This is a genomic window from Phytohabitans sp. LZ39, from assembly GCF_059359075.1.
Genome location: NZ_JCADBM010000019.1, coordinates 1 through 25,033 on the forward strand (window position 1 = coordinate 1; position 25,033 = coordinate 25,033).

Sequence of the window (25,033 nt, forward strand, 5' to 3'; positions counted from 1 at the left end):
AACGGCCCGGACCACGACGGACATCGCGGTAGCCCAATCTCCGTCCTAACAGGAATTCAAAGCCAGTCCACCCCGACGCCGAAAGGTCTCTAGATCGCGGAGACCGACTCGATCCTGGGTAGGAGGAAGACGCGTTCGTCGTCGCGGAGTTGGCACCAGGCCGAGAGCTTTGGTCCGTCCAGCTCCGCGGGCTCGATGACGCGGCGGGTGGATTCGCCTTCGCCGTCGGTGTAGGAGATCTCGACCGGCGTGCCCTGGCTGACCGCGCCGATGAGCAGGAGCCGCTGCGCCGTGGAGAGGTGCGGCGCGTGGTCGCGTACGTCGCGCGCGACGCTCATCGGGGTAGGGCGGAGAGCGGCGGGCTCGGCGGCGCTGTCCACATAGGACGAAAGTAGCCGCTGCGCGAGTGCCTTGGCGTCGGTGGGGGTGCGTGGCGGGCGGGTGCGCTCCGGCCGGCGCGGTGTCGGCACGCGGTGGCGGGGCGCGCGTTCGACCGCGGTGATCCCGTCGGCGTCTTCGCCCGACGGCGCGTATCCGGCGGCACGCAGCGCGGTGAGTGTCTCGGCCAGCGGCCGTGCGCTGGCGAGCACGGTCGGCGCCAGCACGCTCAGCCCGAGCGGGCGCAGCGACCGCGCGCCGGCGATCTCGGCGAGCAGCGCGGGATCGTCGGCGCGCACCACGCACCCGACCGCCCGCACGCGCACCCGCCCGTGTTGCCGGCCGACGTCGCCGACGAGGTACTCCAGCACCTGTGGGACGGCACCGCCGACCGCCACGGCGCGGAGGTCGGCGATCAGGCCGTCGGGCGTGTGGCCGGCGTCGAGAGCCGCCCGCACCGACCCGGCCGAGAACCGCCAGGTGACCGCGCCGCCACCGGACTCGCGCACGGCCGCCGCGTCGAGCAGGCCGGCCAGCGCCGCCGCGGGGGTGCCCGGCACGACGGCGGTGAGGTCGTTCTGGAAGACGGCTTCGGCGACCGCGGAAGGCAGCAGTGACGCGGCCGCGGCGTCCAAGGAAGCTCCGGCGACCAGCGCCCGGCCGAGCGGCGTCAGCGCGCCGTGCGCCAGCGCGCCGACCAGATGCGCCTCCCGCCACAGCCCGTCGAGCAGGGCCGGCTCGTCGGCGAGCATCGGCAGCCGCCAGCCGAGCACGTCGACGAGCCCGGCCGCCGCGCCTTTACCGTCGGGCAGCTCGGCGGCGGCTTGGAGCAGGGCGGGGCGCAGGTCGTACGCCGCCACCCCGATCGCGTCCCGGGTCAGCGCCGCGCCGTCGGCGGCGAGCGGGGCGGCAGGCAGGTGCGGCCAGGCCCGCAGCAGCGGCACGAGGCGGCCGGCCGGCTCGGCGGCGCACCACCCGTCGTACGCCTCGGTGGGCAGCACCCGCATCTCGGAGACGCCGACGAGGCCGGCCGCGTACGCCAGCTCCAACCACAGCCGAACCTCGGGCTCGCCGCAGCCGACCGACTTGGCCAGCCGGCGCAGCTCGCGGGAGCCGACACCGCCGGCCCTGAGCAGCGCGACGGGCGCCGCGGCGACGGCGCCGAGCAGCGCGGAGGCCTGCTCGACCGCGGTGGTGGCCGCGGCGGCGGCTTCCCGGGCGACCGCCTCCGGCGACACGGCGACAAGGTCGGGCGCCGGCGGCAGCGGGTCGAACGGCGCCCGCCAGTCCGGACCGCGCAACGCCATCCCGACCTCGCCGGGCATCTGCGCGTGCTGCCAGCCGTCCGACACCAGCAGGCCGTGGCGCAGTGCCCAGGCGAGCGGTCCGTTGCCTGGACGGTCGTAGATGCCCATGACCACCAGCGGACCGTCCCAGGCGACCTTGGCGAGCAGATCGCGGGCCGCGACCGGGGCGGACGCCACCACCGCGCGCACGCGCTCACCGTCGGCGAGCGCGGCGCACACGTCGGCGAGAGCCGTCGCGCGGGTACGCCCGCGAGGGAGCCCCAGCGCCGAAGCGATCTCGTGCAGCTCGGTCACCGATGCGCCCTCCAGGAGGTGGCGCGCCGGCAGGCCGAGCTGGAGCGGGTGCTCGAACGCGTGCCACAGCGGGCCGGCCATGCGCAGCTCGTCACCGTCGGGCCAGACGAGGGCCCGCTGGGCGAGCACGGTGAGCGTGGCGACGAGCTCGGCGTCGTCCGGCTTGCAGCCGATGGCGGCCGCGACCCGGTCGAGCCCGACCAGCGGGCCGCCGAGGGCCTGGAGCACCTCGATCACTTGCAGCGCCGGCAGGGGCAGCGCGCCCGCGGCGGCGATCACCGTCTCGCTCTCCTGTAGGCGCCCGGCGAGACCGGTCAAACTGGACACTGGCGGGCCGGCCAGCACTTCCGGCCGGCGGGCCAGGACGGCGGCGAGGTCGTCGGCGGGGAGGCTGGCGAGCCATCGCACCAGAGGTGACGTCACGGAGGTCCACCCTCTCGCAGTGAGCGGCGGGTCGCCAGTCCCCGGTTCGTGCCAAACCCGTGTCGCGCCGCCCCGCGGGTGCCGCCAGCAGCCATAGCGTTCCATCCATGAGCGGGAGCCGCGAGGCTACGGGCCTTGGCTACGACGGCGAACGAGCGCCGAGCGGCGGAGCGGGGTAGGCATGGACGGGGTTCTGGACGGCCGCTACCGGCTGGAGGGGGAGATCGCTCAGGGCGCGATCGGCTCCGTGTGGCGGGCTGTCGACACGGTCACCGGGGGGTCGGTGGCAGTGAAGATGCTGCGTCCCGAAGCGGCCGAGCAGCCCGAGCTGGTCCGGGGTTTCCGGGCCGAGTTCGGGTTGCTCGCCGCCGTCAACCACCCGTCCGTGGTGCGCCCGCACCGGCTCGTCGACACGGGTGGCCCGCTCGCGATCGTCATGGACCTCGTGGAGGGGGAGGACCTGCGCCGGCGGGTACGCCGGGACGGGCCGGTGCCGCCGGCGATCGCGGCGAACATCGTGGCGCAGGTGGCCGACGCGCTCGCGTACCTGCACGAGCACGGCATCGTCCACGCCGACGTCAAGCCGGGCAACCTCGTCGTGCCGGCGGACGGCGGGCCCGTGCGGGTCGTCGACTTCGGCGTCGCGCGCCGCGTGGACGACTCGCCGCCGGCCTCCATCCACGCCACCCCGGAGTACGCCGCGCCGGAGGTGGTCGGTGGGGCCACTCCTTCGCCGACCGCCGACATCTACGCGCTCGGCATCGTCCTTTTTGAACTCCTGTGCGGCCGGAGTCCGTTCCGGGGCGGCGGTCCGCTCCAAGTGTTGCGCCGGCACGGGATGTGCGCCGCCGTACCGCCGCCAGGCCTGCCACCGGTCGTGTGGCCGGTCATCGAGGAGTGCCTGGCGCCGGATCCCGCGCAGCGTCCGGACGCCCGGCTCGTCGCCGCGCGGCTGCGGGGCGTGGAGCCGGCGCTCGACGGCGCGCCCCCGCTGCCGGCGCTCGCGGCCGACCAGATCACGTGGTGGCCCCGTCCCGCCGGAGCCGCCGCCGCGGTGGCGAGGGTGACCTGGGTGCCGCTCCGCGCCGCCCCGGTCTCGCCCGCTTCGGCGTACGTGGGGCGGATGGTGTCGATCCCCGTGGCCGGAATGGGTTCCGCCATCGAGCTCGGCGCGGCGTACGGCACCGAGAGCCCTTGGCCGGGCGCCAACACCGAGCCGGTGCCGGCGCCGGTGCCCGCGATGGCCGCTGCCGTGCCAACAGTCCCGCCACCGCCCAAGCGCCGCCGGCGCGGACCTGTCGTGCTGGCCGGCGCCGGCGCGGCCGCCATCGCCGCGATCGCCGTAATGGGCGCGCTTCTCGTCGCCGGCGGCGGATCCTCGCGTGGACCCGCGCCCGCCGGCCCCGCCGCTACGGCCACACCGCCAGTCGCTGCCGTCACACCGGCACCGGAGACGACTCCTTCCACAGTGGTCCCATCCACGATGGACCTACCGCCCGGGATGGAAGACTGGCCAGACATCGGTGATGTGCTGCCGACCCCGCGCCGGGCAGGATGATCACTTCTTGTGATCAACTAGCTACGCGTCCTCACCGGACTGTCGGGCACGGACAGTGCACAGTGGAGGATATCGCCCCGCGGATCACGCGAAATCCTGGACGCGGCGGCGACAAAGTGGCAGCGTGGAGGGCATGGCAGAAACTGCAATCAACCCCACCGCCGCAGCCCTCCTCGGGCTGCTCCACGAAGGACCGATGACCGGCGGCCAGCTGATGGCCTCGGCTGAGCGACGGCTCGGTCCGTTCTGGTCGATGACGCGCAGCCAGGTCTACCGCGAGTTGCCCGCCCTGGCCGACGCCGGCTACGTCCGCCTCGGCAAGCCCGGCCCGCGGTCGAGCCAGCCGTACGCGATCACCGCCTCCGGCAAGCGAGCCTTCACGCGGTGGCTGGCCGAGGAGCCCGGCCGCGACGCCGTGCGTAACCCGATCGCCCTCCGCGTGGCGTTCGGCGAGCAGCACTCCGCCGCTCAGCTCAAGGACCTCTACGCCGGCGCCACCAAGTACCACACGGACGCCCTCGCCTCCGCGCGGGAGCAGGCCAAGGAGGTCAAAAAGGACGGCGACAACTACGGTTCGGCGGCGCTCGAGTTCGCGGTGGCGTACCACCGGGCCGCCCTGTCGTGGCTGAAGACGGCACCGGGAGCCTGACGGCCTATCCTTGGTTGTTGTGACCGCTGCCGAGTTTGCCGACCAGCTCAAGACTCTCGACGCCACCTTGCGCAACATCGAGGCCGTTCTCGACCTCGACCGGCTGCGCCAGGAGAAGGCAGAGCTTGAGCAGCAGGCGTCCGCCCCCGACCTGTGGGATGACCAGGCGCGGGCGCAGCAGGTCACGTCGAAGCTGTCGTACGTCAACGGGGAGATCGGAAGGCTGGAGGGGTTGCGCCGCCAGCTCGACGACGCCCATGTGCTGCTGGAGCTGGCCGAAGCCGAAGACGACCCCGGCGTCCGCGCCGAGGTCGGCACCGAGCTTGCCAGCCTGCACAAGGCGATCGAGGAGATGGAGGTGCGCACCCTCCTCTCCGGTGAGTACGACGCGCGGGAGGCCCTGGTGGCGATCCGGGCGGGCGCCGGTGGGGTCGACGCGGCCGACTTCGCCGAGATGCTCCTGAGGATGTATCTGCGGTGGGCGGAGCGGCACGGCTACCCCACCGAGGTCTACGACACGTCGTACGCGGAGGAGGCGGGCCTCAAGTCGGCCACCTTCGCGGTCAAGGCGCCGTATGCCTACGGCACGCTGAGTGTCGAGTCGGGCACCCACCGTCTGGTGCGGATCAGCCCGTTCGACAACCAGGGGCGGCGGCAGACGAGCTTCGCGGGTGTCGAGGTGCTCCCGGTGGTCGAGCAGACCGACCACATCGACATCCCGGAAAACGAGATGCGGGTCGACGTCTACCGTTCGTCCGGGCCTGGTGGACAGAGCGTTAACACGACCGACTCGGCGGTGCGGATCACACACATCCCGACCGGCATCGTGGTCACGTGCCAAAACGAAAAGTCCCAGCTGCAAAACAAGGCGTCCGCTCTGCGGGTGCTCCAGGCCCGCCTGCTGGAGCGAAAGCGGCAGGAAGAGCAGGCCAAGATGGAGGGCCTGAGGACCGACGCCGCCGGCTCGTGGGGCGACCAGATGCGGTCGTATGTCCTGCACCCGTATCAGATGGTGAAGGATCTGCGCACCGAGGAGGAGACGGGCAACCCGGCCGCGGTCTTCGACGGTGACCTCGACGAGTTCATCGAGGCTGGGATCCGCTGGCGTAAGCAGCAGGAGCTCGAGCAAGGGTCGGCCTAGGGACCCATGTCGTGGGTTCAACGCCGCGTGGTTTTTTGTGGCAATGCGCGCGAACCGGTGCAGGGTGGACTTGGCTATCCGGTTACACCGCGTAGACTCCTGACCCGTGATTCAGCTCGAGCACGTCACGAAGACGTACCCCAAGGCATCCCGGCCGTCCCTGGACGAGGTGTCGTGCGGGATCGAGAAGGGCGAGTTCGTCTTCTTCATCGGCCCGTCCGGCTCCGGCAAGTCCACGATCATCAAGCTCCTGCTGCACGAGATCACGCCCAACCAGGGGCGGGTCGTCGTCAACGGGCGCGACGTGACATCGATGCGTTCCTGGAAGATCCCCCACTTCCGCCGCTCGATCGGCTGCGTCTTCCAGGACTTCCGCCTGCTGCCCAACCGCACGGCGTACGAGAACGTCGCGTTCGCGCTCGAGGTGATCGGGAAGACGAAGGCGGTGGCCCGCCGCGTGGTGCCCGAGGTGCTGGAGCTCGTCGGCCTCGGCGGCAAGGAGCACCGCTACCCCCACGAGCTCTCCGGTGGTGAGCAGCAGCGCGTGGCGGTGGCGCGAGCCTTCGTCAACCGGCCGCTGATCCTGCTGGCGGACGAGCCGACCGGAAACCTTGACCCTGACACGTCGATCGAGATCATGCGCCTGCTGGACCGGATCAACCGGACCGGCACGACGGTCGTGATGGTCACCCACGACTCCAACATCGTCAACCAGATGCGGCGCCGGGTCGTTGAGATCGAGAGTGGCCGGATCGTCCGCGACCAGGCGCGCGGCGTCTACGGCTAGTCCACCGACCTAACCCCCAGCGAAGGAACCCCCGATGCAGCGCGCTAAGTACGTCCTGTCCGAGGTCATGGTCGGGCTGTGGCGCAACGTGACCATGACGATCGCCATGATCATCACGATGGCCGTCTCATTGGCCATGCTGGGTGCCAGTGGGTTGATGTACCTCCAGGTCAACAGCATGAAGGACTTCTACTACGACCAGATCGAAGTAGCGATCTTCCTGAACAACGACGTGACCGATCAGCAGCGCACCGCGGTGGACGAGGCGCTCAAGGGCGACCCGCTGGTGGCCCAGGTCATCTACGAGTCGAAGGCACAGGCGTACGAGAAGTTCAAGACCATGTACGCGGACGCGCCCGACCTGGTCAACGCCGTCAAGCCGGGCCAGCTGCCCGAGTCCTTCCGCGTGCGCCTGAAGAACCCCGAGCAGTTCGAGCAGATCAACGAGAAGTACAAGAACAACGAGGGCGTCGAGACGATCGTCGACCAGCAGCGACTGCTCGACAAGATCTTCAACATCCTCGGCGCCGTCCAAAACATGGCGCTGCTGGCCGCGTCGATCATGGCGATCGCGGCACTGCTCCTGGTCGGAAACACGATCCAAGTCGCCGCGTACAGCAAACGGCGCGAGGTCGCCGTCATGAAGCTCGTCGGCGCCTCCAACTGGTTCATCCAGGCACCGTTCGTGCTGGAGGCGGTGGTCGCCGGCATCATCGGCTCGATCATCGCGTTCATCGGCCTGGTGCTGGGCAAGTGGTTCTTACTCGACGGCTCGCTACGCGACCTGACCGAGCTGCTGACGCCGTTGGGCTGGGGCGACGTGCTGCTCATGTTCCCGCTGATGGCCGGCGCCGGTGCCCTGGTCAGCGCGGTCACCGCCTGGGTCACGCTCCGCTTCTACCTGCGGGTCTAGCTACCGCTACTCTCCGTAATCGCCGCTCCCCGCACCTCGGGGGGCGGCGATTCGCGTTTGTACTGTTGAGAGCGTTGTGACAGGAGTACGGTAAAGACCACGTATGAGGGGAGTTGCCCGTGAGACCCCATCGTGCCTGGCTTGCCCTTTTCGTTGTGCTCCTGCTGCTGCCGGCGGGCCCGGCGCAAGGTGACCCGCGCGACGACAAGAAGCGTGTCGACGCCGCGGTCGCCACCGCCGCATCGATCCTGGAGGGCGCCACCGAACGGGCGCGGGAGGCCGCCAAGAGCCTGGCCGCGGTAAACGTCGAGCTGCCGGCCGCACGCGAGCACGCGGCTGCGGCCCGCGGCGAGGTGGTGGCCGCGGAGGTCGCCGCCAACACCGCCCGGCGGGAGGCCGCGGCGGCGGAGTTGGCGCTCGCCGCCGCCAGCGATCGGCACGAGGCGACCGCACGGCAGGTCGAGGTCGCTCGGGAGCGGGTGGGCAGGTTCGCCGAGTCCGCGTACAAGGGGAGCGACCTGGTCAGCTTCAACCTCCTGGTCGACGCGCGCACCCCGATCGACGCGGCCGAGCGGCTCGGCTACTTCGAGCGGATCATGAGCACCGAGAAGGAAGCACTGGACGGGTTCGTCACCGCGCGCCGGGCTGCCAAGCAGGCGGAGAACGACGCCGGGCTGGCTCAGCGTAGGGCGGAGGCGGCCCGCCTCGCGGCCGAGGGGGCGCTGGCCGAGGCCCGTGCGGCCCAGGCCGCGGCCGACGCGGCGGTCGCCGAGGTCGCCGCGCTCGCCGACCAGCGCGAGGAGGCACTCACGGTCGCCGAGGAGGAGCGCGACGCGAGCCTGGCCAGGTACGAGGAGGCGAAGGCCGAGGCCGAGCGCGTCGAGCAGGAGCTGCGCGAGTGGGAGGACCGGCAGAAGGTCACCCGCCCGGGCGGCCGGGTGCCGGCGATTCGCCCCGGCGCCCGCCTGCTCATGCCGGTGCAGGGGTGGAAGTCCAGCGACTTCGGCATGCGCTACGACCCGTACTACAAGGTGTGGCAGCTGCACGCCGGCGTGGACATCGCGGCCGGCGGCGGGCAGCCCATCCTCGCCGCCGCCGACGGGCGGGTGATCCGCGCAGGGTGGAACGGCGGCTACGGCAACTACACGTGCGTCAGTCACGGGCGATACAAGGGGCGCGGGTTGAGCACCTGCTACGCCCACCAGTCGCGGATCCTCGTGTGGCCCGGCCAGCAGGTACGGCGCGGCCAGGTGATCGGCCGGGTCGGCACGACCGGCGCGTCGACCGGCTACCACCTCCACTTCGAGGTGCGCCTCTCCGGCACCCCCGTGCAGCCGCTCAAATGGCTGCCGGGTTGCCTTTGCTGACCCTGCTTGTCGGCGCGCGCTCCGCGCGCAAGGCCCCGGCCGCCGGGGCCTGTACCATTGCGCGGTGCCGAGGGAAAAGGGTCGTAAGGTCGTCGCGTCGAATCGCAAGGCGCGGCATGACTACGCCATCCTCGACACCTATGAGGCGGGCATGGCGCTCACCGGCACCGAGGTCAAGTCGCTCCGCGCCGGCCGGGCGTCCCTCGTGGACGCGTTCGCCCAGGAGAGGGGCGGCGAGCTGTATCTGCACGGGATGCACATCCCGGAGTACAGCCAGGGCACCTGGACCAACCACGAGCCCCGCCGCACCCGAAAGCTGCTGCTCAAGCGCATCGAGATCGACCGGCTGATCGGCAAGCTGCGGGAGAGCGGGCTCACCCTCATTCCCCTTTCGGTGTACTTCTCGGACGGCTGGGCCAAGGTCGAGATCGGACTCGCCCGAGGTAAAAGGGCCTACGACAAGCGCCAGGATCTCGCCAAGCGCGACGCCGACCGCGAGATCAACAAAGCGATGGGCCGCCGCGGGAAGGGCATGGAGTAGCCCAAGGCTCTACAGTTCCCCGGTGACCGAAATCCGGATCGACTTCGACTTCGGCCATCCGCCCGCGCTCGTGTGGCGTGCGCTCACCGAGCGCCGGCTGCTCGCGCGCTGGTTCATGCCGGCCGATTTCCAGCCGATCCAGGGCAGCAAGTTCCAGCTGCTTCCGGACGCGCTGCCGGGTTTCGACGGCCCGATCGCCGGGCAGGTGCTGGAGGTCTCCGCCGAGCGGCGGCTGGTCATGCGGTGGAAGGGCGAGCAGCTGCACGCCCGGGTCGCCTGGGAGCTGAAGCCCAAGCCCGAGGGCTGCCTGCTGATGGTGAGCCAGTCCGGCTTTCTCGGCGTGCGGGGCAGCGCCCGCCGCCAGGCGCTGGTGTCCACGTACGACCGACTGTTCGGCGAGCGGCTCCCGGCGGTACTCGATGGGTTGGCTGGAAAGGGTGACCCGGTCGTGCCCGGAGCGCCGCGGCTGCCCGCGCCGGTCGTGGCGCGGCCGCACCGGCGCCGCCAGGTCCTCGCGATCGTGGCGGCCGCGCTCCTGATCGGGCTTGTCGCCGCGCTGCTCGCCAACCTGCCCTCGAAGACCAGCGCGCCCGCCGAAGCCGTGGCGACCGGGTCGAGTGGCCAGCCGGCGGCGTACGCGTCGGCGACGGTCACCGCCGCCACGGCGACCGGCGCCACCCAACGCCCGCCGACCGCGTCGCCGTCGCCCAGCGTCTCCGCCACGACCCGCCGGCCGGCCACCACCCCGCCCGTCACGCGCCGGGCGACCACCGAGGCCACGGCCGCCGCGCCTGCCGCGCTGGCCGCCAGCTACCGCACCGTCTCGACCAACGCGCTCGGCTACCGGGGCGAGGTGGTCGTCGAAAACAAGGGCGGCACCGCCTCCGGTGGCTGGACGCTGACGATCACGGTGCCCGCGCTGTCGCTGGTGACCAAGGTGGAGGGTCCGCAGCCAAGCCTGGGCGGGTCGGGGTGGGCGTTCAACGGCGCGGCGGTGCCGGCGGGCGGCTCGGCCCGGGTCGTCTTCGACGTCGTGCTGGACCTTCCGCTCGTCTCGCCGCAGCGGCCGCTCAGCTGCAAAGTCGGCGCGACGGCCTGCGCAGGGTTGTGAGCCGAGTGCTTGGAGTAGCGCTCCCAACTGGGTCGGCACGCCACGTGCGAATGTCTGTAAGGTCTCCCGGTGAGCGAAATCCGGATGGATGTCGATCTCGAGCACCCGGCCGAGCGGGTCTGGCGGGCGCTTACCGAGGAGAAGCTGCTTTCCCAGTGGCTTGAGCTGCCCGGATTCGCGCCGGTCGGCGAGGCCGAGGTGACCGGCGTCGAAGGGCAGCGACGGCTGGCGATGCTCTGGGACAAAGACGAGCTCAGCACCCGGCTCGTCTGGGAGCTGACGCCGACCCCGGACGGCGCCACCCTGATCCTCCGCCAGTCCTGCGTCTACGGCGAGTGGGAAGACGCGGAGCGCGAGGAGCTGCGCGCCGCGTACGACGCGGTGCTGCACGAGCGGCTGCCGGCGATCCTCGACTGGCTTGCGTTTCAGGAGGTCGACCTCAACGCCCCGGCGCCGGGGAGCCCGGCCGAGCCGGTCACCGAGGTGATCCCGTTCGTCGCTCCCGACCACCGTAAGAGCCGCGGGCGCCGGCGGGTGGCGCTCTCCACCGCCGGGCTGGTTTTGCTGGCCATCGTGGCCGTGGCCGCGCTGACCCGCACCGGCGACGGGGAGCCGGCCGCCGCACCGCAGACCGGCGCTCCCGCCGCTCCTTCCCCGACGGTCACTACGCCGGGCGGTGTCGCCGGGCTCGGCACCGGCGCGGCCTCGCCCAGCCCGTCCGCGAGCCCCACCACCGGCACACCGACCCGGCCGGCGACCAGCGCTCCGCCCAAGGAGGGCACCACCGCTCCCGCGGCGCCGGCCGTGCTCGGCGCGGACTACGAGACGACGTCGCGTGGCATCCTCGGGCTCGGGTACGAGGGCAAGGTCACCGTCAGCAACACCGGCAAGGGTGCCGCCGCGCAGTGGGCCGTGATCATCACCCTGCGGGGCAGGGCGCAGGTGACGGAGGCGGACGGCGCCGAGTTCCGCCAGGAGGGCAACAAGGTCACCTTCACCGGCGCCGACCTGGCCGCCGCTGCCTCGGTGACGTTCGAGTTCGTGGTCGACTCGGGCCTTGCCGACGAGGGGCCTGAGGCCTGCGAGGTGGACGGAAAGCCCTGCTCGTAGCGCCTGCCGGCCGGGCGGAATGTATCGGGTTGCCGAAGGCGTTAGGCTATCTGTCTGGAGATCCTTCGAGGGGGTGACTGGTTTCGACTTCGTACGTCGAGGTAGGGGAAGCGAGCCGAGGAAGCCGACGTCGTCTCGTGAATCGGTCGTCGGAAACCAATAAGCGCCAACAACAAGCGCGCTGACTTCGCTCTCGCCGCCTGAGGCGGGTAAGCGAGTCTGTCGGTCTGGAATCGCCTTCGGTCCAGTAACCGGCATCAGCTAGAAGGCTGGCCAACCGAGCCCGGTCGCGGGGCTCGCGCGGTGAGACTAATCAGCGACTGGGCCCGTCACACCGACTCGCTCGCGTGATCGGAGGGGCCGAGTAGAGGCACAGCGAGCTGCGCTCGGAGAAGCCCTGTCAACACGCCGAAGGACCCGGGTTCGATTCCCGGCACCTCCACCAGCGACGAGCGACCTCTGTCCGCGAAGAGCGCGGACCGAGGTCGCTCGTTATGTCTGCTCCGGGGGCGACCCCCGGACGCCCCGCTCCTGGCTATGAGGACGCGTACAGGCGGGCGCGGGAGGCCTCCCCATCGGGTACCGGCCAGGTCGGGTCTGGTTTCCAGCCTTCCCAGGGGCTCCACCAGCGCTCGTCGCGGTCGAGGGCGGCCGCCACCTTCTCGGTCTCGGCCCACACCGCGTCGGCCTCGTCCTGGGTCAGGCGGCCGGCTTGGACCAGGTGGGCCACGTCGGCGCGGTCCTTCCACTGCCACTTCGGTCCGCCGCCGGGGATCCAGATGTCCACGCCGTGGTCCACCGTGTCGAAGCCGTACTCCCAGCGGCGTGCCGGCGCCTCGAAGTTGACGTACCAACCCGTGAAGGCGCCGTCCTGGTAGAAGGCCCAGAGCGAGTAGGCGTCACCCGTCCGGTGCACCTGGAGGAGGCTGCTGCCGGTCCACTGCTCCTGTCCCTGCCAGGGGTGCGGGCCGAACGGGTGCGCGGGAAAGAGCAGCGGTGTACCTTCCGCCAGATATGTGACGAGGATGTCGCCGCTGTCCCAGACGACGCGGACCGGGGTCGCCAGCCACGTGCGCCCGTGCAGCACCTCTCGGCGGTCGATCACCGTGCCCGGTGCGAAGAGCTCCATACGATCGCACCATAGCGATGATGTCGTTGATGCCCATGTTTCTTAAGGGGCTTATGAGAAAGCTTTTGGGGCTGGACAGGGAGTGAGCCTAGGGCGACCATCGGCTAATAGCTCGTGGCGGGAGGTGCGTCATGGTGGCAGGACCGTCTCACCCGACAGCGGCAGAAAACGCCGCGTCGCTCGCCGTCGCCCGGCGCCACCGCGTCGCGCTGCTGCACAGCATCCAGTCTTTTGAGCGGGCCCTGGCAGCGCCGGCCGGCGATCCGGGGTGGCGGCCGCGGGTGAGCACCCGGCTGCACGGCCTGCGTGGGGCGTTCGCCGAGCACATCGTGGTGACCGAGGGCGCCGACGGGTTGTACGCGGAGCTGCTCGACCACGCGCCCCGCCTGGCCCGCAGCGTCCACGTGCTGGTCCGCGAGCACGCGGCCGTCGCCACCGCCATGTCCGCGTTGCAGCGGCGGGTCGACCAGTCCGGGCCGTCGGTGGAGGAGCTGCGGGCGTGGTCGAGCGACCTGCTGCGCGAGCTGTCCCGCCACCGCCAGCGCGGGGCCGACCTCGTCTACGAGGCCTACGCGACCGACATCGGCGGCGAGACCTGACCTTACGGTCCGCTGACAGGCCTACACGCGGCCGTGAGCGAGACCTACGCTCGCCAGATGGGACAGCGCGTGCTCGTCGTCGACGACGATCCGACCGTCAGCGACGTCGTCCGCCGCTACCTGGAGCGGGCCGGCTTCGAGGTGGCGCTCGCCGCCGACGGGCCCGCGGCCATGGTCGCGTTCGAGCAGCGCCGGCCCGCTCTCGTCGTACTCGATCTCATGCTGCCCGGGATGGACGGCCTGGAGGTCTGCCGGCGGATGCGGGCGCGCGACGGCGATGTGCCGGTGGTCATGCTGACCGCGCTGGGTGAGGAGGCCGACCGCGTGGTCGGCCTGGAGATCGGCGCCGACGACTACGTGACCAAGCCCTTCTCACCCCGCGAGCTGGTGTTGCGGGTGCGGTCCGTGCTGCGCCGGACCGCGCCGCAGGAGACCACCCTCGTGCTCCGCGACGGCGATCTCGTGGTCGACGTCGCCCGGCGGGTCGCCCTCCTCGGTGACCGCGAGCTGGCCTTGACGGTACGGGAGTTCGACCTGCTCGCGTACCTGCTGCGCCACCCCGGCCGCGCGTTCAAGCGGAGCGAGTTGCTCGACGCGGTGTGGGGCTGGACGTTCGGCGACCACTCGACCGTGACCGTCCACGTGCGACGGTTGCGGGAGAAGATCGAGGCCGACCCCGCCGACCCCACACGGATCGTGACCGTGTGGGGCGTCGGCTACCGCTACGAGCCGGCTACGGCAGAGCGAACGGTAGCGTGATCCCGTCGAGCGCCGACCCGCACGGGCACCCACGTTTCGCCGGGAGCGCGGCGATCGCGTCGAGGAGGACGCCGCGCAGCCGGTCGGTGTTTTCCCGGAAGACCCGGAAGACCTCCTCCTGCGTGACCCCGTGGTCGCCCTCCACGCCCGCGTCGAGGTCGGTGACGAGGGCGATCGCGGTGTAGCAGAGCGCCAGCTCGCGAGCGAGCACCGCCTCCGGGTGGCCGGTCATGTTGACCACCGTGCCGCCGATCGCGGTGAACCACCGCGACTCCGCGCGCGTCGAGAAGCGCGGCCCCTCGACCACCACCATCGTGCCGGCCGGCTCCGCGGTCACACCGTGCCGCGCCGCCGCCTCGCGCACCGTGTCCCGCCCCACCGGGCAGTACGGGTCGGCGAACGACACGTGCACCGCGCCCTTGTCGTAGTAGGTCTGCGTACGCCCGCTCGTCCGGTCGATCAGCTGATCGGGGATCACGAACGAACCCGGCCCCAGCTCGGGTCGCAGCCCGCCAACCGCGCACGGCGCGAGAACCTGCCGTACCCCGATGGAGCGCAACGCCCACATGTTGGCCAGGTAGGGGATGCGGTGCGGCGGGTAGCGGTGGTCCCGCCCATGCCGGGGGAGGAACGCCACCGTCCGGTCACCCACTTCGGCGATGGTCACTGGGTCGGACGGTGGACCGTATGGCGTGTCGACGGTGAACTCCGTCGCGCCATCCAGCAGGGCGTACAGGCCAGAACCGCCGATCACGGCAAACTCAGCACGTGGGCTCACGATTGAGACCTTAACCAGGGGCAGATCCGCAAGCTATGGTGCGATGCATGGCAAGCGAGTCTTGTATTTCTGGGCCCCACGAGTAGCGGGGGCGTCCGTGCACGGAGAGGGGCAGCGGATCGGGGGGCGGTCGATGGAGTCGATGACCGGGCAGCTACTGGTCGCGACCCCGGCCCTGAAGGATCCCAACTTCGACCGCACCGTTGTGCTGCTGGTCGCGCACGAGCCGGGCGGTGCCCTGGGCGTCGTGCTCAACCGGGCCACCGAGGTGCCGGTCTCCGAGGTGCTCGGCAACTGGGGTGCGATGGCTCGCGATCCCGCCGTCCTCTTCGAGGGTGGCCCGGTGCAGCCGGAGTCCGCGATCTGCCTCGCCCGCACCCACCCTGGCGTGCGCCGGGCCCGCGGCTTCCACCGCGTGTCCGGCTCGATCGGCACCGTCGACCTCTCCGTCGACCCCGAGTCGCTCCAGGAGAGCCTGGCCGGCATCCGGGTGTTCGCCGGATACTCGGGGTGGTCGGCCGGGCAGCTGGAGGAGGAGATCTCCTCGGGCTCCTGGTTCGTGTTCGACGCGCTGCCCGGCGACGCGTTCGTCGAGCGCCCCGACGACCTGTGGCCGATGGTGCTGCGCCGGCAGGGAGGCATCCTGGCCGCGGTGGCCCACTTCCCACCGGACGTTGCCCTCAACTGAGCGGCGCGCCGGCACCTGCGAGATGACCCCCGGGTTGGGGGTGTGTACTATTGCGCGGGTGCCCGGGAGACCGGGGATGTTTGGGGCCGTGGCGCAGCTGGTAGCGCACCACACTGGCAGTGTGGGGGTCAGGGGTTCGAGTCCCCTCGGCTCCACCCAGATCCACAGACGACAAACGCCCTGGCAGGGAGGAATCCCAGACGCCAGGGCGTTTCTCGTCTCCGCTAGCGCTCAGTCGCCGCGTGCCAGATCCGTGCCAGATCAGGCCGCGACGGAGTGTCTCGCGCCTCCGTGATCAGCGTGTCTAGCGCCGCCGCAATCGCGTGGTCTCGATCACGGGTCGCGTGCTGGTAGATCATCGCCGCTCGGGTACTGGAGTGGCCGATCCTGGCCATGAGTTCCTTGAGCGTCGCGCCGCTCTGCGCCGACCACGTGCTACCGGTGTGTCGTAGGTCGTGCAGATGTAGATCCATCTCGGCAGGGATGCCGGCATCCCTGAGCGCCTTCTTCCAGACGCGGTTGAAGTTGCGCCGCCGAGGAATGCCGCCTTGCGGACCGACGAACAGCCGACCGTTAGGGCCTGTTTGCGCGAAGCTCTCTAGGTGAGCCTGGATGTCCTTCTTTAGGCCAGCCGGCAGACTGATTGGACGTTTGCCGGCATCGGATTTGGGGTCGTCGTCTACCTGGGTACCGTCCTCCATTTCTGCCGTTGCGCGCCGCACACGCAGTTCCATCGAATCGAGGTCAACATTGCGCCGCCGGAGCGCTACTAGCTCGCCAAATCGGAGCTGTGCGAACGTCGCCAGCAACACCAGTAGCCGATAGCGCGGCTGAATCGCGTTGGCGATAGCGAAGACCTGATCCAGCGTCGCGGTAGGTCGCTCCTCGGCCTTATCTTGACCCGCTCCCTTGATCCGACACGGGTTGCGGCGGATCAGGTCGTCATCGACAGCCGTAGCGAAGATCGCGTGCAAAATCCGGTACGTCTTGGCGACGGTGGACGTACCCACGTCGTCGGCGAGCCGATCGGCCCGCCAGCCTCGGATGCGCGGCGCCGTGACCTCGTTGAGCGCGAGGTCGCCCAGGAACGGCCGGACGTGGAGCCGAATGTGCCGCTCGTACTCCTCTCGCGTACGCGCCTTAAGGTCACGTTCGCGCACCCAGTCGTCTGCGTACTCGCCGAGGGTGATCTTTCCCGCGTCCGGATCTATCCATTCCTTTCTGAGAATCTCGGCCTCGGTCCCCACTAGCCATTGCTCGGCGTCGCGCTTCCTGTCGAACGTGTCGGGTGCCTTGCGCGGTAGTCCATCGGGACCGATGTAACGTGCCTGCCACCGTCCAGACGGCAGTTTTCGTACGCTGCCGAACCGTCGTTTCCGACCCTTGCTGTTGCCGCTCACCTAGGCGGCCCTCCTGTTCGACGCTCGACGGATCGGGGACACAGTGCACGACTCGATATAGGCGTCCAGCACGCTTTCGGCGATGCGGACGTGAGTTCCGAACTTCTTGAATTCGATCCGCCGCTCCTCGATAAGCCGGCGGGGGAACCGCTCGGTCGTGCCGAGACGCTCGGCGGCTTCAGGGATGGAGAGGTATCTCTCAGCCACGGGTAGCAGCTCCCTTCAGGGTTAAGCAGGGGTTTCTATGCCTGAAAGCGAGACAGGGTGCCCTTCTCTGACCGGCTGAGAAGCGCTGAGAGCGCCTACCGGTGTGTGAGGCAACCCGCGTGATGGGTACGGGTGCGGACGCTCAGCGGGCCGTAGGGCGGCCCGCTGAGAGCCACGTAGAGCCAAGATCTGTGATGGCCTGGTGTGATAAGTAGCGGCAAGTCCGCTCAGAGCCTCTGAGAGGCTTATGTGGCGGTATGTCTAGCTGATCTTGTCACTCTGCTGTCACTCATGATCAGAAGCGTTTCCGCAGGTCAGAGGCAGTTGAGTGACACGGGTGACACGGGTGACAGTCAGGACACGCCTGTATCGGGCAGCGAGTAGCGGCCGGCGGCGTCGCAGGTGACCTGCGCGTCGGCGAGCATCCGGGTGCAGGTCTGCCGGACGGTGGCCGGGTTGAGACCGGTCGCCTCGGCGATGACCTTCGGCGCGCTGCCCGGGTTGCCGCGCAGGTGCCGGATGATCGCCGACCGGGTGTCGCCTAGTTCGTGGTCGGTGGCTGGGCCGTCGAGCATGAGCCACGCTCCGGCGTGCGCGTCGAACGCCAGCGGGTACTCCGCTTCGTCTACGTCGCGGCCGGTCACGTGCAGCACGCCATCGGCTTGCCCGCGTGGCCGCTTGAGCACCAACGTGGCGTCGGCGGCACCCGCGATGCCGTTCGTGCCGGACACGGCCTCTAGGAAGTCCTCCGAGCCGGCCTTGCGCACGTGGTGGACCATCAGCACCGCGATCCCGTAGGCGTCGGCCACCTTCTTGATCCGGCCTACGGCGGCGTAGTCGGCGTCGTAGGCGGACATGCCCGGCGCGGACGCGCCGCGCATCTTGGCGAACACGTCGATGATGACCATGCGCGCGTCGCGGTTGCGGTCCAGCCAGGTCGCGATCGCTTCGTCGCCACCCTGTGGCAGCGGCGGGCACGAGGTCGCGAGCGTCAGCGCGGCCGGCGCGGGTTGCCCGGCCAGCACCTTGCCGATCCGCGACTGTAGCCGGCGCGGCGTGTCCTCCAACGCGAGGTAGAGCACCGGTCCGGCCTGCACGTCGATGGCGCCGAACGCCATGCCGCCGGCCGCGACGGCGAGGCCGAGCGCGAGCGAGAGCCAGGACTTGCCGACCTTCGGCGGGCCGGCCAGCAGGTTGACCCCCTCGCAGATGATGCCGGGCACGGCCCACCGTGGCGGGGGAAACTCCATGCCCATCAGGTCAGCGGCCGTCCATGCCGTGCGGAGACGGCCGGTCTCCCGGCGCACCGGGGAGAGCACATCGGGCTGTTCGTCGGCACGCACGACGTGCAGCTCCGGCCGCTCGGCCGGCGTCGCGGCGCTCATGCTGCCACGCTCCGCGGTCGCGCCGCGCCGGCCTTGATGCCGGATCGGATCGTGCGGTCTGTCTCGCGTCGGGTGAGGCCGGCGGCGCGTGCGGCCGGCCACAGGGCCGTGTACACGTCCTCCTCGGCGAGCGCGCCGCCAGCGGCGAGTTGGCCGAGCGCGACGGCGGACAGGTACAGCGCCCGGTTGCGCTGGCCTTGCGGCGCTTCGGCGATCCGCCGGCGTTGGGCGTCGATGGCGGCGCCGACGTACGCGGCGCGGCGGCCGGCCCCGCGCAGCAGGACCGGCGCGGCTTCCTCGACCGGAAGCGGCCGCAACTCGGCGGTGAGCAGGTCGGCCAGCCATCCGGGCAGCGGCGCCGGGTCGACGTCCCACTCGACGGTGTACGGGTTGCTGTCCACGATGCTGCCGGCCGCGACCACGTATCCGCCGTGTGCGCGGGTGTCGATCAGCCAGCCGAGCGCGCCGGCCGTGTTGCGCAGTTCCGGCCCGTCCGGGTGCTGCCAGTACAGGTGGGTTCCACCGCTGGCCGTGGTGACCGTGTACGTCTCGCACGGGTACGGCTGGCCGCGCCGCTCGGCGAGTACGGCGAGCGTGTCGCCGCCGTCGTTGACGCCGGGGATGCGCCACACCTCCGGCGCTACCTGGTCCGGCTTGGGCCGGTCGAGGTCGATGACGACCAGGCCGGACGGCCCGCACGCGATACCGACGTTGTACGCGCCGGCTGACCAGCACCGGGCGATCCGCGCGGGGTCGCAGGTTGCGCGGGTTTCCCAGTCCTTGACGGCCGGGCGCTTGTCGTCGGGCCGGAGTGGGAATACGTGCCAGCCGCGCCGTGCGGCGCTCAATGCGTTGTCCAGTAGGGTCATGAGGGTCGCTCCCTCCATTGTGGTCATGCGGTACGCCGCCGGGCGGCGTCGAGGTCGATCAGCACGCCGCCGGAGTCGTCCGGCCGCGCGTGGTGGCGCTGGCGGGGTGCGGCGCTGGCGATGTTGAGGCGTAGGTACTGGCGGTAGCGGCCGGCGTCGGTGCCGTGCATGGCCCTGCGCGGTGCCTGGTAGGCGATCGCGCCGGCCTCGCCGAGCGCCGCCGTGATGGCGTGCAGCTCGGCGAGCGTGCCGGTCAGCCAGACCTCAGCGCCGGTCAGCGGCGGATCGCGGAACGACGGCCCGTCGCGGCGGTTGTCGGCCATCACGCGGCGGTCCGTCCACTGTGGCGCGGCGCGGGTCGGGCGGCGTTGCCGACGCGGGTTACCAGGTCGCGCAGGTCGGCCAGCACGGCTTGCAGTTGCCGACGTGCGGCCGGCTCGACCGGGTGCAACGCCAGACGCGCCCGGATCTCGGCGTACTCGCGACCGTGCTCGTCAGCCACGCGGGTAAGCACGGCCCGGCCGTAGCCGGGCAGGGTCACCACGATTTCGTCGGAGCGGTGCTCGCGTAGGTTGCAGCGGTGGTCCCGGGCGCACCATTCGGTGTGTGGCAGGCGGCGGCTCATCGGGCGTCCCGGCGGATGCGGTGAAAGTGGTTGAACAGCCAGCGGCCGGCGCGTAGCCGGCGGCCGGTGCCCTCGCAGCGCCGGCACAGCCGGAACGCGCGGCCCATCGGGCTGCGCCGTTTGCCGCTGCCGTGGCAACGGGGGCAGTGCTTGAACGGCCACACCCAGCACGTGAACGCGTAACCGAGGGTGACGGCCGGGAGGATGAGACAGAGGACGCTAGCAGCGACAGCGGGGGTGTCCACAACAGGCTCCTAGGGCTGTTTTCGGGTACGAAGCGCCGTGAGCTGCTATCCGCTAGATCGCAGCTCAGGATCGTGATCAGGTGCTAGCGGGTCTGCTAGCGCTAGCAGCGCAGGCCGCTAGCGCTAGCAGACCCCGGCCATCAGTCCCCGGACCGTTTGTGGTTACGCTCCGCGATCGCGGCGAGGACATCGGCGCGGGCGATGCCGCGCCGGGTGACCGGCTTACCGTCGATGCGCCGCCCGACGTCGGTGACCTTGACGGCCGGGAACGGCTTCAACGCCGCCGTGAGTTGCGCAGACTCCCAACCGCCGTACACGTCCGGGCGCAGCTCGCGCAGGTTCGCGCACAGGGTTTCGTTCCACGCCTTGTCCTCGCCGTCCGGCCAGATCTGCGCGAGGTCGGCGAGCACGTCGGCGATGTGCGCCGCGTCCCGGGTCTGGCTGTCCGGCTCAGGTAGCGTGCCGGCCTTGCCCCGCAACACCATCGCGCGCTCGACCACGCGGGCGGCGGCGTTGGTGTCCACATAGAACGACTTGCGCGGCGCCGGCTTGTCGAACCCGGCCAGGATGCCCCAACCAGCCTCGACCACCGGGCGGAACACGGTGGACCGGTAGCCGCGCTTGTACATCGACGTGCCCAGGATCATGTCGTTCGCGGTCTGATCGGCCACGGACAGGCAGAACCGGGTGTTCACGTTGCGGGTGATGCCGGTCGGCAGGCTGTCCTTGTCGGGAATCTGGGTGCCCATCAGCAGGATGATGCCCAGCGCGCGGGCGAGCTTGATGACCTTCTCCAGGATCTCCCCGGCCGCCTTGCCGTACTTGGGATGGGTGAACAGCTCTTGGATCTCGTCGATGAACGCGACGAGCGGGTGTAGGCCAGAACCCTTGAGGGAAGCCAACTCCGGCGTCACCTTGTTCTCCGGCGCCTTGCCCAGCTTGGCGTAGTGCTCGATCCGCTTCGACCGGCGCCGGCACTCCTCGTACAGCCAGTCCACGAACGCGGCGCAGCGGGCGATGGTGTCGTCATCGAACCCGTTGCCGTACTCGGCGCACAGCGGCTCCACCACGCGGAAGTCACCGACGCCCTTCAACTCGTAGCCGCGAAGCTCCACCCGCGGGTCGAGCGATGCCGCCAGAACCAGGAGGCGAAGCGCGAACGTCTTGCCGGAACCGGGCTGGCCACCGAACAGCCAGTTACGGAACATCAGCTCGACGTGAACGAACTCCATGCGCGGCGTCAACGCGAACGCGAACGGGCTGAACACGTCCACCTTGCCGTCACGAACCAGCGGCCACACAGGGGGTTTCATCGCCGACGCGGGCTCATAGCCGACCCACAAACCGAGCCGTCCGGTGTGTCCCTCGGCCGGTTCGGGCCAGACCTGATCCATCGGTAGGCGCAGCGCTGAGGCCAGCTTGCCGCGGCGTGCGACTACTTCGGACGCTTCGACCCCGTAGGGCAGGTCCACCACGGCCAGGTGTCCCGGTCCGTCGCGGTGAATGTCCATCGGGAAGCTGATCGCGCGCGGGTCCTTGGCGACAGCGGAGTTGATGGCGGCGATGCCCAACGAGGTCAGGCCACGGCGGACCAGCTCAGCGGTCAGCTTGCGGTAGCGGGTCGCCTCGGTAACCCGGTCCGTGATCGGCCTGTCATCCGGCCGCCCGGCCCGCGCCAACACACCCACCGCCAGCGCGATCGCCGACCACTGCGACCACGCCGGTACCGGCCCGTACAGCAGTACCAGCACGGCCACGGTCAGCGCGAGGGTGGCGCCCAGCAGCAGCCACCAACGCCACGTCGACTGACGCTGACGGCGCGCGTCGAGCTTGAGCCACACGTCAGCCTCGCCACGGTTCGCGGCCGCCTGCCGAAGCGCCCAGTTGCCTTCCTCGGCGGTCGCCCAGTGCAACACGCGGCCGGTACCCCGGAACAGCCCGACCGGCGCCCACAACGCCACCTTGACCCCGTACTTGGGTACCCGCACGCCGTGGAAGGCCAGCACGTAGCCGGCGTCCTTGAGTTGGTGGCGGATCGCGGCTTTCCAGCCGCGCACCGTGTACGCCCACTGAGGCAGCACCGGCCGCCGGTTCGGGCGTGGCGGCGTGAAACCCGGGTCGTCTGGCCGATCCACGGGCGCACCCAACACAGGAGCATCGTCCTCAATGGACTCCGCGTCCTCGTACACGTCGCCATCGTCGTCCGTGTCCACAGTGGCCGGGCCGGAAGCGCGGCGGTTGCGGGCGGCGTCGAGGTCAACGACCTCGGCGTCCGTCAACTCAGCCTCGGCGGCGCTCCAGTCGAAGTCTTCCGGGTTGGGGTTGACGGTCACGGCGTAGCCTCCTTGCAGGTCAGGCCGGTGAAGGACAGATAGTCGGCCAGTGCGGCGGACAGGTCGTGGTCGTGAGCGCGGATCTCGAACACGGCAGACCACGCGGCGGCCGGCTCCCGTTGGGTAATGGCCGATGCGAGGTCGGCGAGGGTGGCGGCGAAGTTGTCCAGATCCGTTGCCACGTAACCGATTTCAGACTGTTCGGTGTGGACGGTCACGAGGTACCTCCGGCGATGAACAGGGCGGCGAAGAACAGCCAGCCGACGTGCCAGGACTGGTCAAGCGCGTACGCGCCCGTGCCCAACGTGGGGTTGTCGTCGTAGCCCGGCCGAGGGGCGCCGAGAATCCAGAACCGGCCAGAGCCGAGCGCGCAGGCCAGTCGGAACAGCAGCGTCCGCCGGTCGGCGATGTAGTGCGAGACGGCCGAGATGCTCATGCCGATCGCCAGGTGCCACGGGGACGGGCGCCAGCCGGTCGCGGCGGCGACCGCGAACAGCGCGAATAGGCTGGTCGCGGTGTAGGTCGCAACGTGCGCCGCGCACGCGAGGCGGCCGAGCCAGCCGGTCCGGCTCTTGGTGTCGGCCTGCCACTGTGTCTGAATCCAGTGGTCGGCGACCTGGTGAGCGGCGTACAGGGCAGCGAAGACAGCGCCGAACGTGCCCAGCTCAGCGGTTGGATCTGCGAACATGGGAATCCTCCGAGGGTTCCTGCAAAGGGGCTTGACGAGGACCGGCGGCGCGGCACGGGTTTGCGAGGCCATGGGCCGCGCCGCCGGGCGGTGCTAGTGATCAGCGCGCATCAGGTGGGCCAGCGCCGCACCCATGCCGAGCACGGCGACGGGCAGACAGGCGACAAGCGCGGTGACCGGCCACGGTGCCGACGTCCAGCCGGCGGCGGCCATCAGGTGGTAGCCGACCTGACCGGCGGCGCCGATGGCGAGCGAGACGATCGCGGACCACTTGGCGAACCGGCGGGCAGCGCGCGGGGCGCGGCCGGACAGCCACACCCACAGCGCGTACGCGGCGTAGGTCTCCATGCCGATCGGCAGTGTGATCGCGATGTCCAACGTCACGCCATCGGCGATACCGGGCAGCAGGCTTGCCTTGCCGAACCCGGTGAGCTTGCCCAGCTCGACCCAGCCGGCCCAGATGGCGACGAACGCGGGCGCGGCCAGCAGCAGGACCGGCCACACCACCGGGCGGCGTCGCTCGGCCGGCGCGGGCGCGGTGCCCTCGGCCGTGATGTTGGCGCCCGGGTCTGCGTCCCTGCCTTCCAGCGGCGAAGCGTCCAGCGGCGGCGTCTGCTCGGCCGGCGCCAGGTCCGGCGCGCTCGGGGGCGGGCCGATCAGGTCCGGGGTGGTCTCGGTGGGCTCCGGCGCCTCGGCCGGCGCCGGGGGCGATGCGAGCAGCTCGGCCAGCGCGTCGCGCAGGGCGTTCGCCTTGGGGGAGCCGACGCGTAGCTCTTTCTTGATCCGGTTACGGGAGGGGATCTCGCCGAGCGCCTCGGCGAGCGCGCGGGCGCGGGGGAGCAGGTCTTCGATCGGCGCCGGGTAGGCGCTGCTGACGGTCGGTGCGGCGGTCATCGGTTACCGTCCTTCGTTGCAGTCGAGGCACTCGCCGAGCGAGCGAGGGATGTAGTAGGGCCGCACGCGGCGGCAGATCGGGCAGGTGCGCCGAGCGAGTAGCGCCCGGTCGATCGCGGCGCGCTGGCGCGTCGTGGCGGTGCGCTTCGGGCGGGCCAGGTCGAGGCGGTACAGGTAGGCCACCCGGGTGCCGCCGATGCCGCGCCACAAGATCTGAGCGGCGATCGGCTGTCCGGCGGGCCGTAGTCCGCGGTCGCGTAGTTGGCGCCGGGTCGCGTAGCAGGCCGGCGCGCCGCGCCACCAGTAGGTCGGGATGCCGTACCGGTCGCCTTCCGGGTCGTAGTAGGCGGCGCGTATCCGGCTCACGGCTATGGCCTGCCGGATCGGAGCCAGCGGCGCACGTCGTAGACGCCGAGCACCACGGCCGGCGTTCCGGCGGCGATCGCCAGCAGAGCGCCGGCCGTGCCGATCACGCCGGGTATGGCTGACAGTGCGGCGCCGATGCCGGCGATCGGGCCGAGTACGCGGGCCACGCGGCCGGCGCGGGCCAGCGGGTGCGCCGGTCGCGGCGTGTTGTGGGCGCTCATTAGGCCACCTGCCGATGCGGCGCGGCGGCGCTCGACGTGCGGCCGTAGAACGCGGTCGCCTCGCGCAGTACGCGAGTTTCGGCCCGGCGCAGGCGGCGCCAGTCCAGGTCAGAGGGGTTGTCGTCGGTCGTGATGATGCGGATCTCGGCGTCCAGCAGGTCAAGCTCGGCCTCGATCAGCGGCCACTCGGCGGCGATCGCGGCGAGGTCTTCCACAGTCGGGCCGGCCTCGGCCAGCGCGGGCAGGTCGAACGTTTCCATGTCGATTC

General features: G+C 70.8%; 29 protein-coding genes, 1 tRNA gene and 1 other RNA gene. 14 read left to right on the top strand and 17 right to left on the bottom strand.

Translation table 11 applies throughout. The features are described from left to right. Positions 1 to 89: 89 nt before the first annotated feature. Entirely contained in the window at positions 90 to 2,402 is a 2,313-nt protein-coding gene (locus AC5L36_RS30890) for a helicase-associated domain-containing protein (RefSeq protein WP_441222290.1), read from the bottom strand. Between the two features lie 181 nt (positions 2,403 to 2,583). Here AC5L36_RS30890 and AC5L36_RS30895 point away from each other — a divergent pair, with 181 nt between their 5' ends. From AC5L36_RS30895 to ssrA, 10 genes are all read left to right on the top strand, one after another. Then, positions 2,584 to 3,960: a serine/threonine-protein kinase gene (locus tag AC5L36_RS30895; RefSeq protein ID WP_441222291.1), complete on the top strand. Its 1,377-nt coding sequence runs from the start codon at positions 2,584 to 2,586 to the stop codon at positions 3,958 to 3,960. Positions 3,961 to 4,093: 133 nt separating this feature from the next. Continuing rightward, the gene (locus AC5L36_RS30900; protein WP_441222292.1) at positions 4,094 to 4,609 is read left to right on the top strand and encodes a PadR family transcriptional regulator; all 516 of its coding nucleotides are present in this window, start codon (positions 4,094 to 4,096) and stop codon (positions 4,607 to 4,609) included. A 19-nt stretch (positions 4,610 to 4,628) separates the two neighbouring features. Continuing rightward, entirely contained in the window at positions 4,629 to 5,750 is a 1,122-nt protein-coding gene (prfB, locus tag AC5L36_RS30905; RefSeq protein ID WP_441222293.1) for a peptide chain release factor 2, read from the top strand. A 106-nt stretch (positions 5,751 to 5,856) separates the two neighbouring features. Then, positions 5,857 to 6,537 (top strand): cell division ATP-binding protein FtsE, encoded by a 681-nt coding sequence (gene ftsE, locus AC5L36_RS30910; protein ID WP_441222294.1) that lies wholly within the window; start codon positions 5,857 to 5,859, stop codon positions 6,535 to 6,537. Between the two features lie 34 nt (positions 6,538 to 6,571). After that, complete coding sequence (gene ftsX / locus AC5L36_RS30915) at positions 6,572 to 7,450, top strand: permease-like cell division protein FtsX (RefSeq protein WP_441222295.1); 879 nt, start codon at positions 6,572 to 6,574, stop codon at positions 7,448 to 7,450. Positions 7,451 to 7,569: 119 nt separating this feature from the next. Continuing rightward, positions 7,570 to 8,817, top strand: coding sequence for a peptidoglycan DD-metalloendopeptidase family protein (locus AC5L36_RS30920; RefSeq protein WP_441222296.1), 1,248 nt, complete (start codon positions 7,570 to 7,572; stop codon positions 8,815 to 8,817). Positions 8,818 to 8,881: 64 nt separating this feature from the next. Continuing rightward, positions 8,882 to 9,358 (top strand): SsrA-binding protein SmpB, encoded by a 477-nt coding sequence (smpB, locus tag AC5L36_RS30925; RefSeq protein WP_441222297.1) that lies wholly within the window; start codon positions 8,882 to 8,884, stop codon positions 9,356 to 9,358. Between the two features lie 22 nt (positions 9,359 to 9,380). Then, a complete protein-coding gene (locus AC5L36_RS30930; protein WP_441222298.1) occupies positions 9,381 to 10,469 on the top strand; it encodes an SRPBCC domain-containing protein in 1,089 nt (362 codons plus the stop codon). 69 nt (positions 10,470 to 10,538) lie between these two features. Beyond that, the gene (locus AC5L36_RS30935; protein WP_441222299.1) at positions 10,539 to 11,579 is read left to right on the top strand and encodes an SRPBCC domain-containing protein; all 1,041 of its coding nucleotides are present in this window, start codon (positions 10,539 to 10,541) and stop codon (positions 11,577 to 11,579) included. A 69-nt stretch (positions 11,580 to 11,648) separates the two neighbouring features. Next, positions 11,649 to 12,024, top strand: a transfer-messenger RNA (tmRNA) gene (gene ssrA, locus AC5L36_RS30940). Between the two features lie 90 nt (positions 12,025 to 12,114). On the opposite strand, the gene AC5L36_RS30945 is transcribed toward ssrA, so the two are convergent. Then, entirely contained in the window at positions 12,115 to 12,708 is a 594-nt protein-coding gene (locus AC5L36_RS30945; RefSeq protein WP_441222300.1) for a DUF402 domain-containing protein, read from the bottom strand. A gap of 134 nt (positions 12,709 to 12,842) precedes the next feature. On the opposite strand from AC5L36_RS30945, the gene AC5L36_RS30950 reads away from it, so the two are divergent. Further along, positions 12,843 to 13,307, top strand: a complete 465-nt coding sequence (locus tag AC5L36_RS30950; protein ID WP_441222301.1) for a hypothetical protein — start codon at positions 12,843 to 12,845, stop codon at positions 13,305 to 13,307. A 57-nt stretch (positions 13,308 to 13,364) separates the two neighbouring features. Then, a complete protein-coding gene (locus AC5L36_RS30955) occupies positions 13,365 to 14,066 on the top strand; it encodes a response regulator transcription factor (protein ID WP_441222302.1) in 702 nt (233 codons plus the stop codon). On the opposite strand, the gene AC5L36_RS30960 is transcribed toward AC5L36_RS30955, so the two are convergent. Beyond that, the gene (locus AC5L36_RS30960) at positions 14,041 to 14,844 is read right to left on the bottom strand and encodes an S-methyl-5'-thioadenosine phosphorylase (protein WP_441222303.1); all 804 of its coding nucleotides are present in this window, start codon (positions 14,842 to 14,844) and stop codon (positions 14,041 to 14,043) included. The genes AC5L36_RS30955 and AC5L36_RS30960 overlap by 26 nt on opposite strands. 133 nt (positions 14,845 to 14,977) lie before the next feature. Here AC5L36_RS30960 and AC5L36_RS30965 point away from each other — a divergent pair, with 133 nt between their 5' ends. Beyond that, positions 14,978 to 15,532, top strand: coding sequence for a YqgE/AlgH family protein (locus AC5L36_RS30965; RefSeq protein WP_377250352.1), 555 nt, complete (start codon positions 14,978 to 14,980; stop codon positions 15,530 to 15,532). Between the two features lie 82 nt (positions 15,533 to 15,614). Further along, positions 15,615 to 15,687, top strand: a tRNA-Ala gene (locus AC5L36_RS30970). A 69-nt stretch (positions 15,688 to 15,756) separates the two neighbouring features. Here AC5L36_RS30970 and AC5L36_RS30975 read toward each other — a convergent pair. The 14 genes from AC5L36_RS30975 to AC5L36_RS31040 form a co-directional block, all read right to left on the bottom strand. Then, positions 15,757 to 16,932, bottom strand: a complete 1,176-nt coding sequence (locus tag AC5L36_RS30975; RefSeq protein ID WP_441222304.1) for a tyrosine-type recombinase/integrase — start codon at positions 16,930 to 16,932, stop codon at positions 15,757 to 15,759. After that, positions 16,933 to 17,139 (bottom strand): excisionase family DNA-binding protein, encoded by a 207-nt coding sequence (locus tag AC5L36_RS30980; protein ID WP_441222305.1) that lies wholly within the window; start codon positions 17,137 to 17,139, stop codon positions 16,933 to 16,935. Between the two features lie 353 nt (positions 17,140 to 17,492). Continuing rightward, complete coding sequence (locus AC5L36_RS30985; RefSeq protein WP_441222306.1) at positions 17,493 to 18,524, bottom strand: AAA family ATPase; 1,032 nt, start codon at positions 18,522 to 18,524, stop codon at positions 17,493 to 17,495. After that, entirely contained in the window at positions 18,521 to 19,393 is an 873-nt protein-coding gene (locus AC5L36_RS30990; protein ID WP_441222307.1) for a bifunctional DNA primase/polymerase, read from the bottom strand. Before AC5L36_RS30990 ends, AC5L36_RS30985 begins: the two co-directional genes overlap by 4 nt. Positions 19,394 to 19,416: 23 nt before the next feature. After that, complete coding sequence (locus tag AC5L36_RS30995) at positions 19,417 to 19,716, bottom strand: hypothetical protein (protein WP_441222465.1); 300 nt, start codon at positions 19,714 to 19,716, stop codon at positions 19,417 to 19,419. After that, positions 19,716 to 20,018, bottom strand: coding sequence for a hypothetical protein (locus tag AC5L36_RS31000; RefSeq protein ID WP_441222308.1), 303 nt, complete (start codon positions 20,016 to 20,018; stop codon positions 19,716 to 19,718). The genes AC5L36_RS30995 and AC5L36_RS31000 overlap by 1 nt, the downstream gene beginning before the upstream one ends. Continuing rightward, on the bottom strand, positions 20,015 to 20,263 hold the full coding sequence (locus AC5L36_RS31005) for a hypothetical protein (protein WP_441222309.1): 249 nt from the start codon (positions 20,261 to 20,263) through the stop codon (positions 20,015 to 20,017). The genes AC5L36_RS31000 and AC5L36_RS31005 overlap by 4 nt, the downstream gene beginning before the upstream one ends. 140 nt (positions 20,264 to 20,403) lie before the next feature. After that, entirely contained in the window at positions 20,404 to 22,596 is a 2,193-nt protein-coding gene (locus tag AC5L36_RS31010) for a cell division protein FtsK (RefSeq protein ID WP_441222310.1), read from the bottom strand. Next, positions 22,593 to 22,814: a hypothetical protein gene (locus tag AC5L36_RS31015; protein ID WP_441222311.1), complete on the bottom strand. Its 222-nt coding sequence runs from the start codon at positions 22,812 to 22,814 to the stop codon at positions 22,593 to 22,595. The genes AC5L36_RS31010 and AC5L36_RS31015 overlap by 4 nt, the downstream gene beginning before the upstream one ends. Then, on the bottom strand, positions 22,811 to 23,284 hold the full coding sequence (locus tag AC5L36_RS31020; RefSeq protein WP_441222312.1) for a DUF3307 domain-containing protein: 474 nt from the start codon (positions 23,282 to 23,284) through the stop codon (positions 22,811 to 22,813). The genes AC5L36_RS31015 and AC5L36_RS31020 overlap by 4 nt, the downstream gene beginning before the upstream one ends. A gap of 93 nt (positions 23,285 to 23,377) precedes the next feature. Further along, a complete protein-coding gene (locus AC5L36_RS31025) occupies positions 23,378 to 24,178 on the bottom strand; it encodes an ABC transporter permease (protein WP_441222313.1) in 801 nt (266 codons plus the stop codon). A 3-nt stretch (positions 24,179 to 24,181) separates the two neighbouring features. Then, positions 24,182 to 24,544, bottom strand: coding sequence for an RRQRL motif-containing zinc-binding protein (locus AC5L36_RS31030; RefSeq protein WP_441222314.1), 363 nt, complete (start codon positions 24,542 to 24,544; stop codon positions 24,182 to 24,184). A 2-nt stretch (positions 24,545 to 24,546) separates the two neighbouring features. Next, positions 24,547 to 24,765: a hypothetical protein gene (locus AC5L36_RS31035; protein ID WP_441222315.1), complete on the bottom strand. Its 219-nt coding sequence runs from the start codon at positions 24,763 to 24,765 to the stop codon at positions 24,547 to 24,549. Continuing rightward, positions 24,765 to 25,025 carry a DUF6284 family protein gene (locus AC5L36_RS31040; protein ID WP_441222316.1) on the bottom strand — a complete coding sequence of 87 codons (261 nt, stop codon included), beginning with the start codon at positions 25,023 to 25,025 and terminating at the stop codon, positions 24,765 to 24,767. Before AC5L36_RS31040 ends, AC5L36_RS31035 begins: the two co-directional genes overlap by 1 nt. Positions 25,026 to 25,033: the final 8 nt, after the last annotated feature.